This is a genomic window from Methylobacterium sp. Leaf118 (assembly GCF_920984675.1).
Taxonomy (GTDB): Bacteria; Pseudomonadota; Alphaproteobacteria; order Rhizobiales; family Beijerinckiaceae; genus Methylobacterium.
The window spans coordinates 1-13,041 of the sequence record NZ_CAKLBV010000021.1 but is presented as its reverse complement, the minus strand read 5'-3'; the positions used below and the strand labels follow the sequence as shown (position 1 = coordinate 13,041).

15 protein-coding genes are annotated in these 13,041 nt (G+C 72.5%); 9 read left to right on the top strand and 6 right to left on the bottom strand.

Going from position 1 to position 13,041, the window contains the following annotated elements:
* Positions 1–3 precede the first annotated feature (3 nt).
* The 7 genes from LW587_RS11220 (at position 4) to LW587_RS11190 (ending at position 4,852) form a co-directional block, all read left to right on the top strand.
* Positions 4–924, top strand: coding sequence for a biotin-independent malonate decarboxylase subunit beta (locus LW587_RS11220; RefSeq protein ID WP_232629681.1), 921 nt, complete (start codon positions 4–6; stop codon positions 922–924).
* The gene (mdcE, locus tag LW587_RS11215; protein WP_232629680.1) at positions 911–1,627 is read left to right on the top strand and encodes a biotin-independent malonate decarboxylase subunit gamma; all 717 of its coding nucleotides are present in this window, start codon (positions 911–913) and stop codon (positions 1,625–1,627) included. The genes LW587_RS11220 and mdcE overlap by 14 nt, the downstream gene beginning before the upstream one ends.
* Positions 1,620–2,276, top strand: a complete 657-nt coding sequence (gene mdcG, locus LW587_RS11210; RefSeq protein ID WP_232629679.1) for a malonate decarboxylase holo-[acyl-carrier-protein] synthase — start codon at positions 1,620–1,622, stop codon at positions 2,274–2,276. The genes mdcE and mdcG overlap by 8 nt, the downstream gene beginning before the upstream one ends.
* Positions 2,273–3,127 (top strand): triphosphoribosyl-dephospho-CoA synthase MdcB, encoded by an 855-nt coding sequence (gene mdcB, locus LW587_RS11205; protein ID WP_232629678.1) that lies wholly within the window; start codon positions 2,273–2,275, stop codon positions 3,125–3,127. The genes mdcG and mdcB overlap by 4 nt, the downstream gene beginning before the upstream one ends.
* Positions 3,124–4,056: an acyltransferase domain-containing protein gene (locus LW587_RS11200; RefSeq protein WP_232629677.1), complete on the top strand. Its 933-nt coding sequence runs from the start codon at positions 3,124–3,126 to the stop codon at positions 4,054–4,056. The genes mdcB and LW587_RS11200 overlap by 4 nt, the downstream gene beginning before the upstream one ends.
* A 139-nt stretch (positions 4,057–4,195) precedes the next feature.
* Positions 4,196–4,414, top strand: coding sequence for a hypothetical protein (locus LW587_RS11195; RefSeq protein WP_232629676.1), 219 nt, complete (start codon positions 4,196–4,198; stop codon positions 4,412–4,414).
* An 81-nt stretch (positions 4,415–4,495) separates the two neighbouring features.
* The gene (locus tag LW587_RS11190) at positions 4,496–4,852 is read left to right on the top strand and encodes a hypothetical protein (RefSeq protein ID WP_232629675.1); all 357 of its coding nucleotides are present in this window, start codon (positions 4,496–4,498) and stop codon (positions 4,850–4,852) included.
* Between the two features lie 286 nt (positions 4,853–5,138).
* Here LW587_RS11190 and LW587_RS11185 read toward each other — a convergent pair whose 3' ends face one another.
* Complete coding sequence (locus tag LW587_RS11185; protein ID WP_232629674.1) at positions 5,139–6,671, bottom strand: acyl-CoA carboxylase subunit beta; 1,533 nt, start codon at positions 6,669–6,671, stop codon at positions 5,139–5,141.
* A 221-nt stretch (positions 6,672–6,892) separates the two neighbouring features.
* On the opposite strand from LW587_RS11185, the gene LW587_RS11180 reads away from it, so the two are divergent.
* A complete protein-coding gene (locus LW587_RS11180) occupies positions 6,893–8,047 on the top strand; it encodes a 2OG-Fe(II) oxygenase (RefSeq protein ID WP_232629673.1) in 1,155 nt (384 codons plus the stop codon).
* 115 nt (positions 8,048–8,162) lie between these two features.
* Here LW587_RS11180 and LW587_RS11175 read toward each other — a convergent pair whose 3' ends face one another.
* Positions 8,163–8,555 (bottom strand): winged helix-turn-helix transcriptional regulator, encoded by a 393-nt coding sequence (locus tag LW587_RS11175; RefSeq protein ID WP_232629672.1) that lies wholly within the window; start codon positions 8,553–8,555, stop codon positions 8,163–8,165.
* A 103-nt stretch (positions 8,556–8,658) separates the two neighbouring features.
* Between LW587_RS11175 and LW587_RS11170 the strand changes: the two genes are divergently transcribed.
* On the top strand, positions 8,659–9,528 hold the full coding sequence (locus tag LW587_RS11170) for an NAD(P)H-binding protein (RefSeq protein WP_232629671.1): 870 nt from the start codon (positions 8,659–8,661) through the stop codon (positions 9,526–9,528).
* Positions 9,529–9,630: 102 nt separating this feature from the next.
* On the opposite strand, the gene LW587_RS11165 is transcribed toward LW587_RS11170, so the two are convergent.
* The 4 genes from LW587_RS11165 to LW587_RS11150 all read right to left on the bottom strand — a co-directional run.
* A complete protein-coding gene (locus tag LW587_RS11165) occupies positions 9,631–10,443 on the bottom strand; it encodes an ATP12 family chaperone protein (protein ID WP_232629670.1) in 813 nt (270 codons plus the stop codon).
* Positions 10,444–10,483: 40 nt separating this feature from the next.
* Positions 10,484–11,185, bottom strand: a complete 702-nt coding sequence (locus LW587_RS11160) for an HAD-IA family hydrolase (RefSeq protein WP_232629669.1) — start codon at positions 11,183–11,185, stop codon at positions 10,484–10,486.
* 19 nt (positions 11,186–11,204) lie between these two features.
* Positions 11,205–11,516, bottom strand: a complete 312-nt coding sequence (locus LW587_RS11155) for a serine/threonine protein kinase (protein ID WP_232629668.1) — start codon at positions 11,514–11,516, stop codon at positions 11,205–11,207.
* A gap of 417 nt (positions 11,517–11,933) precedes the next feature.
* On the bottom strand, positions 11,934–13,041 hold a 1,108-nt coding region (locus LW587_RS11150), incomplete at its 5' end, for an RluA family pseudouridine synthase (protein WP_232629667.1).

Genomic DNA, 13,041 nt, shown 5'->3' with positions numbered 1-13,041 from the left:
ACGATGATCGATCGCTTGGCCGATCCCACCTCCGCCAGCTGGTACGAGGCGAGCGCCCGCGCCCGCATCGACGGATTGCTGGACGCGGGCGGCTTCCGCGAGTTCGTCGGCCCCGAGCAGCGTCGGATGAGCCCGCACCTGCCGCTGTTCGACCTGCCGCGGGCCTTCGATGACGGCATGGTGGTCGGCGAGGGCATCCTCGACGGGCGGCCGGTCCTCGTCGCCGCCCAGGAGGGCCGTTTCATGGGCGGCGCTTTCGGCGAGGTGCACGGGGCCAAGCTCGTCGGCCTCCTGCGGGCCGCCCGGCAGCGCAAGCCCGCCGCGGTGCTGATCCTGTTCGACACCGGCGGCGTCCGCCTCCAGGAGGCCAATGCCGGCGAGACGGCCATCGCCGAGGTGATGCGCGCCATCGCCGAGGTGCGGGCACTCGGCGTGCCGGTGATCGGCCTGATCGGCGGGCGGGCGGGCGCCTATGGCGGCGGCGGCCTCATCGCCGGGACCTGCTCGCGGCTCGCCGTCTCGGAGAGCGGGCGCATCAGCGTCTCGGGCCCCGAGGTGATCGAGACCAACCGGGGCGCGGAGGAATTCGATTCCCGCGACCGGGCCCTGGTGTGGCGGACCATGGGCGGCAAGCACCGCCGCCTCACCGGCGGCGCCGACGCCTTCGCCGACGACACGGTGGCGGCCTTCCGCGCGGCGGCGCTCAACCTCATCGGACGGGCACCGGCCTTCGATCTCGCCACGCTCGAGGCCGAGCAGGCGCGGCTCGAACAGCGCCTCGCCCGTTTCGGGGATTGCCGCGAGGCCACCGAGATCTGGTCGCGGCTCGGCGTGAACGATCCGGCTGCGGTGCCGGCGACGACGGCGTCCGCCTTCGACGCGCTCCTGTCCGGCCTCGGGGAGACCACCCATGACGCTCGCTGAGATCCTCGATTCGCTCTTCCCCGACGGCCACACCGTCGCGGTCGCCGACGGGATCGTGTCCGGCGACGGCCCGTTCCGGGGCGGGCGCCTCGCCGTGATCGGCGTGGACGGCGGGACCCCGCTCGGCATCGAGGGCGCCTGTCGCCTGTCCGGCCTCGTCCTCGACGTGGTGCGCCGGGGCGGCGGCACGCCGATCCTGGTCGCCGTCGATTCCGGCAGCCAGCGCATGAGCCGGCGCGACGAATTGCTGGGGCTGAACGAGTACCTCGCCCATCTCGCCAAGACCCTGCTGCTCGCCGACGCGCAGGGCCATGCCACGATCGGGCTCGTCTACGGGCACAGCGCGGCCGGCGCCTTCATCGCCACCGCGCTGGCGACCCGCGTCCTGGCCGGGCTTCCCGGCGCCAACCCGACGGTGATGGACCTGCCCTCGGTCGCTCGGGTCACCAAGCTGCCCCTCGACCGGCTCGAGGCCATGGCCAAGGATACGCCGGTCTTCGCCCCTGGCCTCGACAACATGGTCCAGACCGGCGCCGTGCACGCGGTGCTCGATCCCGGCCAGCCCCTCGCGCCGCAGATCGCCGCCCTCATGGACGACCGGTCCGACGCCGATATCCGCGACCGCCTCGGCGCCGAGCGCGGCGGCCGGCCCGTGGCCGGGGACATCGCCGATCGGGTGATGCGGGAAGCCGGGCTTGGCTGAGGCGTACCGCCGCCACGACCTGCTCGATGTCGCGCCCGCGGCCTGGGCGGCGGCCCTGGCCGAACGCCCCGATCTCGACGGGCTCGCGCCTGTGGCCGAATGGGTCGGCCGCGGGCATCCGGTCATCGTGCGCCGCCGCCATCCGGGCGAGGCGCGGGAGCGCGTGCCGGTGGGCCTGCCCTTGCCCCCGCGGGACGGGAAGCGGCGCATCGGCCTCGCCGTGCCGCCCGAGGCCGTGCGCCCCCGGGCCCCCGTCCGCCTCGCCGAGGCCAGCGGGGCCGCGCCGGACGCCTGGGCGGCGACGATCGCCGCCGTGGTCGCACTCGGGGCCCGGGTCGGCGCCGCGCCCTGCCTCTTCGGCGGCCTGCTCTGGCAGCACCTGACCGGGCTGCCCTATCTCTCCGAGACCTCCGACCTCGACCTGCTCTGGCCGAGCGAGAGCCTCGATCGCCCCGCCCTCCTGTCCGGCCTCGCGGCGATCGAGGCGCGGGCGCCGATGCGGCTCGACGGGGAGATCCTGCTGCCCGACGGCGGGGGCGTGAACTGGCGCGAGTGGCACGGGGCCGGGCCGGGCGAGACCGTGCTGGTCAAGTCCCTCGACCGGGTCGCCCTGCGGGACGCGGACGCGATCCACGGAGGCATCCGGTGACCGCTCTTCCGGCGTCGCGGCGGGGTTTCGCCTGGGCTGGATCCTCGGCCGACACCCTCGCGGCCGTCGGCGTGGCGTGCCTACGGCTCGAACTCGAGACCTATCCGAAGCCCGGCCTCGTCAGCCATGTCGATGCCGGCAGCCACACCGACATGGACGCGGCGACCTTCCGGGCGAGCGCGGCGGCGCTTCGGCCGTTCTTCGCCGACCTCGCCGAGGCCGGGGCCGAGGGCGCCCCGATGGCGGGCCTGCGCCGCATCGGCCTCGACGCGGAGGCGGCGATGCGGGACGCGACCGGCGGCGTGAACACCCATCGCGGCGCGATCTTCGGGCTCGGCCTCCTCTGCGCCGCCGCGGGAGCGATGTCGGCTCCCATGGCGGGCGCCCTCGGGGCGCGGGTGCGGCAGCTTTGGGCCGGAGCGATCCTCGACGGGCCGGTGCTGCTGCACGCCCCGGGCGCGCAGGCGCGGCGCCGCCACGGCGTCGGTGGTGCCCCGGCCGAGGCTGCGGCCGGATTTCCGACCCTCTATCGGGTCGGGCTGCCGGCCCTGCGCCGCGCCCGCGCCCGGCGGCCGGACGATGCGGAGGCCGCGCGGGTCGAAACCTGCCTCGCCCTGATCGCGCATCTCGAAGACACCAACCTGCTTCACCGGGGCGGACCCGAGGGCTACGCCTTCGCCCGGCAGGCGGCGGCGCGTTTCCTCGACGAGGGCGGGATCGCGCGGGACGATTGGCGGGAGCGCGCGGAAGGCCTGCACCGCGCCTTCGTGGCGCGCCGGCTCAGCCCCGGGGGCGCCGCCGATCTCCTCGCCATGACGCTCTTCGTCGACCGGATCGAGGTGTGGCCGTGACCCTGGCGGTGCTCCTCTCCGGCCAGGGCGGGCAGAACCCGGACATGTTCGCCCTCACGGCGGATTGGCCGGCGGCGCAGGCGATCTTCGAAGCGGGCGAGCGGCTCCTCGGCACCGACCCGCGCGCCCTGGTCCGGGCCGGCGGCTCCGCCCTGCACGCGAACCGCACCGGGCAGATCCTGTGCTGCATCGCCGGGCTGGCGGGCTGGACGATCGTCGCGGCGGCGCGGCCGGGGCGCACGATCGTCGCCGGCTACAGCATCGGCGATCTGGCGGCTTGGGGCTGCGCCGGCCGCTTCGAGCCGGAGACGATTCTGCGCCTCGCGGCCGCCCGGGCCGAGGCCATGGACCGCGCCTCCGGCACGGGGTTCGGCCTTGCCGGCATCCGGGGGATCGGCTTGGCCGCCATCGCCGAACTCGCAGCCCGGCACGAGGGCCACGTCGCCATCCGCAACGCCGCCGACAGTGCCGTCGTCGGCGGCCCGGTGTCGGCGCTGGAGGCCCTCTGCGCGGCGGCACTGGCCGCGGGCGCGCGCCGTGCCGTCGTCCTGCCGGTGCACACGCCCTCGCACACGCCGCTGCTGGAGGCCGCGCGCCAGGACTTCGCGCAAGCCCTCGCCCGGGAGACGCCGCGGCGCCCGCCCCCGGGGGCGCCGCGTCTCGTCAGCGGCCTCGACGGCGCCCCGGTGCTGAACCCGCAGGCCGGCCTCGACAAGCTCGCGGGCCAGATCGCGCAGACCATCGACTGGGCCGCCTGCCTCCAGGCCTGCGACGAGTTCGGCGCCCGCACCGTGCTCGAACTCGGCCCCGGCCATGCCCTGGCCACCATGGCCCGCGACGCGCTCCCGCAGGCCCGTGTCCATGCGCTCGAGGATTTCCGCTCGGCGGACGGGCTCGCCGACTGGCTCGCCCGCGGCTCCGGTGCCTGATCCGGGCTCCGCTTGATCAAAGCGGAGCCCGGATCAGGCAAGCCCGCGCGGCGTTTGAGCGAAGCCCAAATCCGCCATCCCGAAGGGATCAACCGGATTTGGTATGAGACCCGTCGACGATGACGGTGACGCATCGTCGATGGCCCCCTTCTCCCTCGTCGCCGATCCCCTGCTGCCCCTGTTCCGCGAGGCGCTGACCGAGGACGAGCGGATGCAATTCCTCGACATGCTGACCCAGGGCGCGTCCGCCCCTTCGGCTCCGAGCGAGCGTCAGCGCGCGGCGCTGGCCCGGCTGAAGCGGCGGCGCGCCGGTGGCGTCCCGGCCCTGCGGACGAACCGGGCGGGCAATATTGGCTGACCGATTGACCTTGACCCTTCCCGGGTCGGCACCGTCACACTGAGGGGAGGCCCCGCCCCGGGGCCGAGCCACGGACCCTCCATGCCGCTTCCCCGCGCCGGAACCCCGACGACCCGCGCGCAGGCGCCGGACCCTTCCGGGCCGCGGCGACGGGCCTGCGCCCTGCTGATCCTGGCCTGCGGACTCCTCGCCGCCGCGACGGGCGTGGCCGAGGCGCGGCTGGCGGTCACCGACAAGCTCAGCACCTATCGCCGCGCGTCGAGCGCGGAGCGGATCGACCTCGCCACCCGGCTCGCGAAGTCCTTCTCCGCCCTTTCGCCCCGGCTGGACCGGGACTACTTCATCCGCTGCCTGGAGGAGACCGTGAACATCGGCGATCCCCGTGACCTCGAACTCGACGCCGCGGTCCGCCTCTGTGTCGCGGCGGTGCCGGAATAGCGGCCGGGCCCCCCCGACCCGACAGGATCTCGGAGCCGGGCCAACCGGGGCGACGTCTGCCGCCCATGCGCCGAGGCTGACTGTCTGCGCGACGCCGGCCGCGCGGCCGAGTCCGTCCGGGACTGTGACCCGAAAGGGGAGGGGCCCACTCTCGGAACGAGCCGAGGGAGGCCCGCAACGCTCCAAAAAAAGATCGCCCTGAATCTCGGATCCAGGGCGATTCTCTCGGCTCGTGTTCCGCGTCGTCTTGATCCGAAAGCCGGAAACCGGCGTTCGGGATGACGCCTTACAGCGGGATGTTGTCGTGCTTCTTCCAGGGCTGCTCCATCTCCTTGGTGCGCAGCATGCCCAGCGCCCGGGCGATGCGCTTGCGCGTGGAGTGGGGCATGATCACCTCGTCGATATAGCCACGCTCGGCCGCGACGAAGGGCGAGAGGAAGCGGTCCTCGTACTCCTTGGTGCGCTCGGCGATCTTCTCGTTGTCGCCGATCTCGCTCCGGAAAATGATCTCGACCGCGCCCTTGGCGCCCATCACGGCGATTTGGGCGGTGGGCCACGCGTAGTTCAGGTCGGCCCCGACATGCTTGGAGGCCATCACGTCATAGGCGCCGCCGAAGGCCTTGCGGGTGATGATGGTCACGAGCGGCACCGTCGCCTGGCTATAGGCGAAGAGCAGCTTGGCGCCGTGCTTGATCAGGCCGCCATATTCCTGCGCGGTGCCCGGCAGGAAGCCCGGCACGTCCACGAAGGTGACGATCGGGATCGAGAAGGCGTCGCAGTAGCGCACGAAGCGGGCCGCCTTGCGGGAGGCGTCCGAGTCGAGCACGCCCGCCAGCACCAGCGGCTGGTTGGCGACGAAGCCGACGGTCCGGCCCTCGATGCGGCCGAAGCCGGTGATGATGTTGCGGGCGTAGGCGGCCTGGATCTCGAAGAAATCGCCCTCGTCGACGACCCGGCGGATCAGCTCGCCCATGTCGTAGGGCTTGTTCGGGTTGTCCGGGATCAGGGTGTCGAGCGACTTGTCGAGGCGGTTGACGTCGTCGAAGCTCTCGATCTCCGGCACGCCCTCGATGTTGTTGGCGGGCAGAAAGTCGAGCAGCCGCCGGATCTGCAGGATCGCCTCGACATCGTTCTCGAACGAGCCGTCGGCGATCGAGGACTTGGTGGTGTGGACCTTGGCGCCGCCGAGCTCCTCCGCGGTCACGACCTCGTTGGTGACGGTCTTCACCACGTCCGGGCCGGTGACGAACATGTAGCTCGTGTCACGCACCATGAAGATGAAGTCGGTCATGGCCGGCGAATACACGTCGCCGCCGGCGCAGGGGCCCATGATGACCGAGATCTGCGGGATCACGCCCGAGGCCGCGACGTTGCGGCGGAACACCTCGCCATAGCCGCCGAGCGCGGCCACGCCCTCCTGGATGCGGGCGCCGCCGGCATCGAAGATGCCGATGATCGGGGCGCGCATCTTCAGGGCCATGTCCTGGACCTTGACGATCTTGGCGGCGTGCGCCTCGGACAGGGACCCCCCGAAGACCGTGAAGTCCTTCGAGAACAGGAAGACCGTCCGCCCGTTCACCGTGCCCCAGCCGGTCACGACGCCGTCGCCGGAGATCTTCTGCTTCTCCATGCCGAAATCGGTCGAGCGGTGCTGCACGAACATGTCGAACTCTTCGAACGACCCGTGGTCGAGCAGGAGTTCGATGCGCTCGCGCGCGGTGAGCTTGCCGCGCTTGTGCTGGGCCTCGAGCCGCTTCTCCCCGCCGCCGAGGCGGGCCTGGGCGCGACGCTCCTCAAGCTTCTCGAGAATGTCCTTCATGATCCTGAGGAGCCTCCCTGCGGCCAAATCGTCTTTTGAATGCAAAGCGAGCCGTAGAGCTTGACCTTGCCTTGATCGATCGCCCTTAGCACGCGGCTCAGCCGGCGGGAACGGGCCTGTCGAAGCCCCGGCCTTCGCATATTGGCGAGGTCGCGCACCCCGTGCCATGGTCCGCCACCGGCCGCCGAGGGGGCGGCGAAGACTGTCGAACGAGTCCGCCGATGAGCGCGCCCGCCGATTCGAATCCGTCCTACGCCATGCTGGGGGTGGGCGATCCGGCGCCCTGGTTCGCGCAGGCGAGCACCAGCAACCCGCGCTACACCTTCGACACCGTGGCCGGCCGTTACGTGGTGATGTGCTTCTTCGGGTCGGCCGGGAGCGAGGCGGGCGCGGCGGCTTTGGCCGCGGTCGAGCGGCACCGGGCCCTGTTCGACGACGAGCGGGTCTGCTTGTTCGGCGTCAGCCTCGATCCGGCCGATCGCAGCGAGGGGCGGGTGCGCGAGAGCCTGCCCGGCATCCGCCATTTCTGGGATTTCGACCGGGCGGTGTCGCGCCTCTACGGCGCCGTGCCGAAGGAGGCCGAGGCGGATGGCCGGGTCGATATCCGCCCGTTCTGGCTGATCCTCGATCCGACCCTGCGGGTCATCGCCCGCATCCCGTTCGCCCGCGACGGCAGTGACCGCGAGACCCTGTTCGCCGAACTTGCCCGCCTGCCGCCGCCCGAGCGCTTCGCGGGCTTCGAGGTCCCCCCCGCCATTCTCGTCTTGCCGAACGTGTTCGAGCCGGCCCTGTGCCGCGACCTGATCGCCCTCTACGAGCGCCGGGGCGGCGAGGAATCGGGCTTCATGCGCGAGGTCGACGGCAAGACGACGCTCATCCACGACCACGCCCACAAGCGCCGCCGCGACGTGACGGTCGAGGAGCCGCACCTCGTCGGCGCGATCCAGGCCCGCATCCACCGTCGCGTCGCGAGCGAGATCAAGAAGATCTACGCCTTCGACGCCACCCGGATGGAGCGCTACATCGTCTCCTGCTACGCGGCCGAAGACGGCGCGCATTTCCGCGCCCACCGCGACAACACCACCCGCGGGACGGCACACCGCCGCTTCGCCGTCTCGATCAACCTCAACGCGGAGTTCGAGGGCGGCGAGGTCAGCTTCCCGGAATATGGGCGGCGCAGCTACAAGGCCCCGCCCGGCGGCGCGGTGATTTTCCCCTGCGCCCTCCTGCACGCGGTCTCGCGGGTCACCGCGGGCCGGCGCTACGCCTTCCTGCCCTTCCTCTACGACGACGCCGCAGCGAAGCTGCGCGAGGCGAACGCGGTGTTCCTCAGCGAGGGCAGCGCCTATCGGGCGGAGACGGCGCCGGCGGCGTAGCGCCTCGTCCCGAGGGCCGGCATGGGCCGCCCGGGCCGATGCGAGGGACGGGGGCGCCGTTCGACCCCACGACGCATCCCGGGTACCGGTCGCCGCGCGCGGCCCCGCTCCGATCTCACGCGCCGCCGTCATAGGCTGCGCGGCACCGGCGGATCGGCTCGTGGTGCTCCTTGGCCCAGCCGATCATGGCCCTCAGGGGGACCAGGAACGACCGTCCCATCTCGGTCAGGGCATATTCGACCGCCGGCAGCTTCGTCTCGAACACCGTGCGGCTGATGAATCCGTCACGCTCGAGCTGACGCAGCGTTTCCGTCAGCATCCGTTTCGAGATCGGCGGAATCATCCGCGCCAATCCCCCGAAGCGGCAGGGCCCGGCGTCGAGACAGAGCAGGATCAGGGTGCTCCACTTGTCGGCCACGGGCGCCAGGACGTTGCGGACCGGGCAGGCCTCGGGGCCCGCCTCCATCGCGGCGGCCATGTCGAAAGTCTGGGGGATCGCGGCGGTCATCGTGGGAACCTCGCGGTAACTGGGGCGGAAATGATGCCTGATTGCATCGCTCGTCACTTGGTACGAAGAGAGACCGGTTCCTTTTTAAGACCGGAGTGCAACGATGTCGAACCTGAACAGCGGCAAGATCCTCGTGACGGGCGCCGCGGGCCGCCTCGGGACGATCGCGGTGCAAACGCTGCGCGAGGCGGGGCTGCCCGTCGTGGCGGGCACCCGGGACCCGGCGAAGCTGGCCTTGCCGATCGAGACCCGGCGAGTCGATTTCGACGATCCCGACACGCTGACGCAGGCCTTCGCCGGCATCGATCGGCTTCTGCTGATCTCGACCGACGTGATCGACCAACCGGGTCGCCGGCTCACCCAGCACCGCGCCGCGGTGGCAGCGGCCGCTGCGGCCGGCATCTCCCACATCGCCTACACCTCGACGATGAATCCGGGACGCGAATCACCGCTCCCGTTGGCCAAGGATCACCACGGCACCGAGGCGGCCATCCTCGAGACCGGGATCCCGTTCACGTTCCTGCGCAACAGCCTGTATCAGGAGAACCTCGCCCTCGACCTCCCGGCCATCAAGGCGGGGGACGTGTACAGCGCCGCCGGCGAAGGGCGGACCTCCTACGTCGCGATCGGCGATGCCGCCCGGGCGGCCGCGGGCGTCGTGGCTCAGGCAATCCCCGGCATCTTCGACATCACGGGCCCCGAATCGCTCACCACCGCGGAGGTGATCGCGCGGGCCAGCGAGGCGCTCGGCCAGTCGGTGACCGTGCGCACCGTGACCGAGGACGCGCTGATCGCCGCCCTGGTGGCCGCGGGCCTGCCGCAGGGCGTCGTGGAGCTGATGGCGGCGTTGGAGCGCGTGAAACGCCTGAACCTGTCGGCGCAGGTCACCGACCGCGTCAAGCTTCTGTCCGGGCGCGATCCCGAGCCGATCACCGCCCTGTTCGCGCGGGCCCCCTTCGCGCCGTCGCGATGACGGGAGCGGGGCCCTTGGTTGGTGCGGGCTCGAGACGCGTATCGGAGAATCGAATCCCGGATGTGTGGCGCCGCCTCGGGCCGAGGGGTGATCGCCCCGCGCTCAGGCGGCCGGACGGGCCAGACGCGCCACCTGCGCCGCCGCCTCGAACTCCCTCCGGCGATGCGCCAGCCGTGCCTCGGCCTCCGCGTCGCGGCCCCAGACGCCCGCCTGATAGGTCTCGTCCACATGGGCGGCGTCCCAGGCCGCGTCGGCGGTGAGGCGCCCGCGCAGCACCGCGAGGCCGATCACCAGCGAGCCGGTGAGAGTGGTCATCGTGTGGAGCGCGGCGAGTTGGAAGGGATCCTCCACCGCCTCGACGGCCATGCGCAGGGCCTCGACCGAGGCGGGGGGCTGCGCGACATGCATGAGCCCCTCGGCGAGGAACAGCCGGGCCCCGAGGCTCTCCTGCGCCCAGGCCACCAGCGGGTCCCAGGCGGCGGATTGGGCGGCGACCAGGCGCTCGGGATCGCCCGCGCGATAGGCGACGAGGTCGGTGCCCGCGAAGGCGCCGAGATCGGCGGCAACCTCGGGTCGGCGGTCGGCCACGCCGTCGATCGCCGTGTTGACGAGGCGGGTCAGCGGCATGGTGCGCGGATCGATCACGCTCGCCTGCGCCTCCCATTCGGCGGCGAGGGCCTGCCCCAGGGCGGCCGTCGGCACCGCCAGGGGCCGACGGCCCGGCGTGTTGGCGCCGCGCCCGTCGAGGAGGAGGCGATGGCCGTGCTCCGTCTCGGCGATCTCGGCCCGGGCGTAGAAGCGCTTGGGCAGGCGCGGGGCGCCGCTGCCGCGGGCGGCCTGCTGGGGATCGGGCCGGGGGGCGTCGCCGGGCTCGCCGAGCCAGTCGCGGGTCACGTCGTCGTCGGTGCTGCTCATGGCCCGCAAATAGGATGTTCCGGGGCGCGGCGCGAGCCTCTCAGCCGGCGCCGAGACGCTCCGCCACCGGGCCGCCCGCCGAAGCGTCGAGGGGGCCGGAGAACAGGTCGCCCAGCGCCTCCGCCGAGTCGACCACCGTAACGGCGCCCGCGCCGAACAGGGCGCCGGGCGTGTGATAGCCCCAGGCCACGCCGACGGCGGCCGCGCCCGCATCGCGGGCCATCAGCATGTCGAACGTGGTGTCGCCGATCATCACGGTCATGGCGGGCTCGGCCCCGGCCTCCGCCATGGCTTGGCGCAGCATGGTGGGGTCGGGCTTCGAGGGCGCGTCGTCGGCGGTCTGGATCGCGGAGAACCAGCCCTCCCAGTGGTACTTGTCGAGGAGATGGTTCACCCCGCGCCGCGACTTGCCGGTGGCGATGCCGAGCCGGACGTCGTCGCGGCTCCGCAGGCGGGCGACGAGTTCGGCCATGCCGGGAAACAGGGGCTCCTCGTAATCCGGATCGATCCGCAGGGCCTGGAACGCGCGGCGGTAGCTGTGGGACAGCGCCTCGATCGGCCCGGCCTCGCCGACGAGCCGCCGGAACGCCTCGGGCAGCGAGAGGCCGACCACGGAGAGCGCCTCCTTGCGCGGTGGCGGCACCAGCCCATGCTCCGAGAAGGCGCGGCGCTGCGCCTCGACGATGAGGTGCTGGCTGTCGACGAGGGTTCCGTCGACGTCGAAGACGACGAGCTTCACCACGAAGGGGCGCGTCCGCGGATCACGGCCGGCGCGCCGGGCCGGCGGCGGGGCTGCCGGACGGATTCTGGCGCCGCTCGTAGCCGAGGCGACAGCGAATCAGGAAGCGCCGTCGCGGTCCGCCATGGAGGTCGCGTCGGTGGGATTCGCGGTTGCAGGCCGCGTAGGAATTGCGCCGTCGCTTCTCGAAGGGGCGCGCCGCCCCGCCTTGGCTTCCGCCCTGGGCTGCGGCCGGTGTGGCGGCGGGCGGGCGCTCGGGTGGCGCCGCGCAAGCCGGCCCAGCGGCGCCGAGCAGGGCGGCGAGCGCGAGGGACATCAGCGTGGCGTGCCTCATGCGGTCCTGACCTCGTGCGGCCGTGGAAACGGCCGGGAAGGGGCACGGCGGAAACGCCCTGCTCCGGCGCCCCTCGCCGACGATACAATCATCTCTCCGGGCACCCGTCCACGCGGCATCGGCGACGCCGCACCCGACCTGTCAGGCTTGCGCCCGTGGCGACCCGTCGGACCTCCGACCCGATCCCGGTTGCGGGCCGGACAATGCGGGCAGCGAGCGGTGCGGCGGACGACCGATGCGGCGGGACGGGACGCGGAGACTTGGACGGGACACCTAAGGCAGGCGCCCCGCTTTCCAAGCCGGCGCGCGGTCTCATACCCAATCCGGTTGATCCCTTCGGGATGGCGGATCTGGGCTTCGCACAAACGCCGCGTGGGCTTGCCTGATACGGGCCACTTTGATCAAGCGGAGCCCGGATCAGGCCTCCGGCGCCTCGACGATCGGGTCGTAGCGGGCGGCATCGAAGCCGAGGAGATTCCAACTCTGCGCCATGTGCGGCGGCAGCGGCGCGCTGACGTCGACCGGCTGGCCGGTGCGCGGGTGCGGGATCACGATCCGGCGGGCCAGGAGGTGCAGGCGGCTCTGGATGCCGCCGGGCAATTCCCAGTTCTCGACCTCGAAATATTTCGGGTCGCCGACGATCGGGTGGCCGATATGAGCGGCATGCGCCCGCAGCTGGTGGGTGCGGCCGGTGACGGGCTTCAGCGAGAGCCAGGCCAGCTTCTGCGCCGCCTGATCGACGGTGGCGTAATAGGTCAGCGCGTGGCTCGCGCCCTCGTCGCCGTGCTTGGCCACCCGCATCCGCGCATCGGCATCCGTCGGCTCGTCCTTGGCGAGATAGGTCGAGACCCGGCCCTGCCGGGTGCGCGGCACGCCCACCACCAGCGCCCAGTAGATCTTGCGGGCCGCCCGGGACCGGAAGCTCTTCGCGAGGGTCGCCGCCGCGAGCCGGGTCTTGGCCACGATGAGGCAGCCGGCGGTGTCCTTGTCGAGGCGGTGGACGAGGCGGGGGCGCTGCCCGTCCGGCCCGGTCAGGGCCTCGAGGAGGCCGTCGACATGGCGCACCGTGCCCGAGCCGCCCTGCACCGCGAGGCCGAACGGCTTGTTGAGGATCATCATCTCCGCGTCCTCGTAGAGGATCAGCGAGCGGAGGAACTCGGCATCGCCCGCGGCCTTGGCGGGGCTGCGCGGGCGGTCGGGCTGCGGATCGAGCTTGAGCGGCGGCACCCGCACCGCGGCGCCGGGCTCCAGCCGGTCGGCGGCCTTGGCGCGCTTGCCGTCGACCCGGAGCTCGCCCTTGCGCACGAGGCTCTGGACGCGGGTGAACGGAAGCTGGGGAAAACGCGCGCTGAGGAAGCGGTCGATGCGCATGCCCGCCTCGTCCTCGGCGACGGTGAGGGTCTGCACCCCGCTCGCCAGGGTCGCCGAGGCGGCGGCGCGCTGCTCGCGCCGGGTCGGGCCGGCGGGGGGCGGCGCCTCGAACAGGGTGCGGATCGAGAGTTCGGTGTCGAAGGCCTGGCGGATG

Bases quoted from the DNA above. Each gene is read 5' to 3' on its own strand.
- LW587_RS11170 (WP_232629671.1), top strand. From the start codon at position 8,659: ATGTCGAACCTGAACAGCGGCAAGATCCTCGTGACGGGCGCCGCGGGC.
- mdcE (WP_232629680.1), top strand. From the start codon at position 911: ATGACGCTCGCTGAGATCCTCGATTCGCTCTTCCCCGACGGCCACACC.
- LW587_RS11185 (WP_232629674.1), bottom strand. From the start codon at position 6,671: ATGAAGGACATTCTCGAGAAGCTTGAGGAGCGTCGCGCCCAGGCCCGC.
- LW587_RS11155 (WP_232629668.1), bottom strand. From the start codon at position 11,516: ATGAGGCACGCCACGCTGATGTCCCTCGCGCTCGCCGCCCTGCTCGGC.
- LW587_RS11220 (WP_232629681.1), top strand. From the start codon at position 4: ATGATCGATCGCTTGGCCGATCCCACCTCCGCCAGCTGGTACGAGGCG.
- LW587_RS11165 (WP_232629670.1), bottom strand. From the start codon at position 10,443: ATGAGCAGCACCGACGACGACGTGACCCGCGACTGGCTCGGCGAGCCC.
- LW587_RS11190 (WP_232629675.1), top strand. From the start codon at position 4,496: ATGCCGCTTCCCCGCGCCGGAACCCCGACGACCCGCGCGCAGGCGCCG.
- LW587_RS11175 (WP_232629672.1), bottom strand. From the start codon at position 8,555: ATGACCGCCGCGATCCCCCAGACTTTCGACATGGCCGCCGCGATGGAG.
- LW587_RS11180 (WP_232629673.1), top strand. From the start codon at position 6,893: ATGAGCGCGCCCGCCGATTCGAATCCGTCCTACGCCATGCTGGGGGTG.
- LW587_RS11195 (WP_232629676.1), top strand. From the start codon at position 4,196: ATGGCCCCCTTCTCCCTCGTCGCCGATCCCCTGCTGCCCCTGTTCCGC.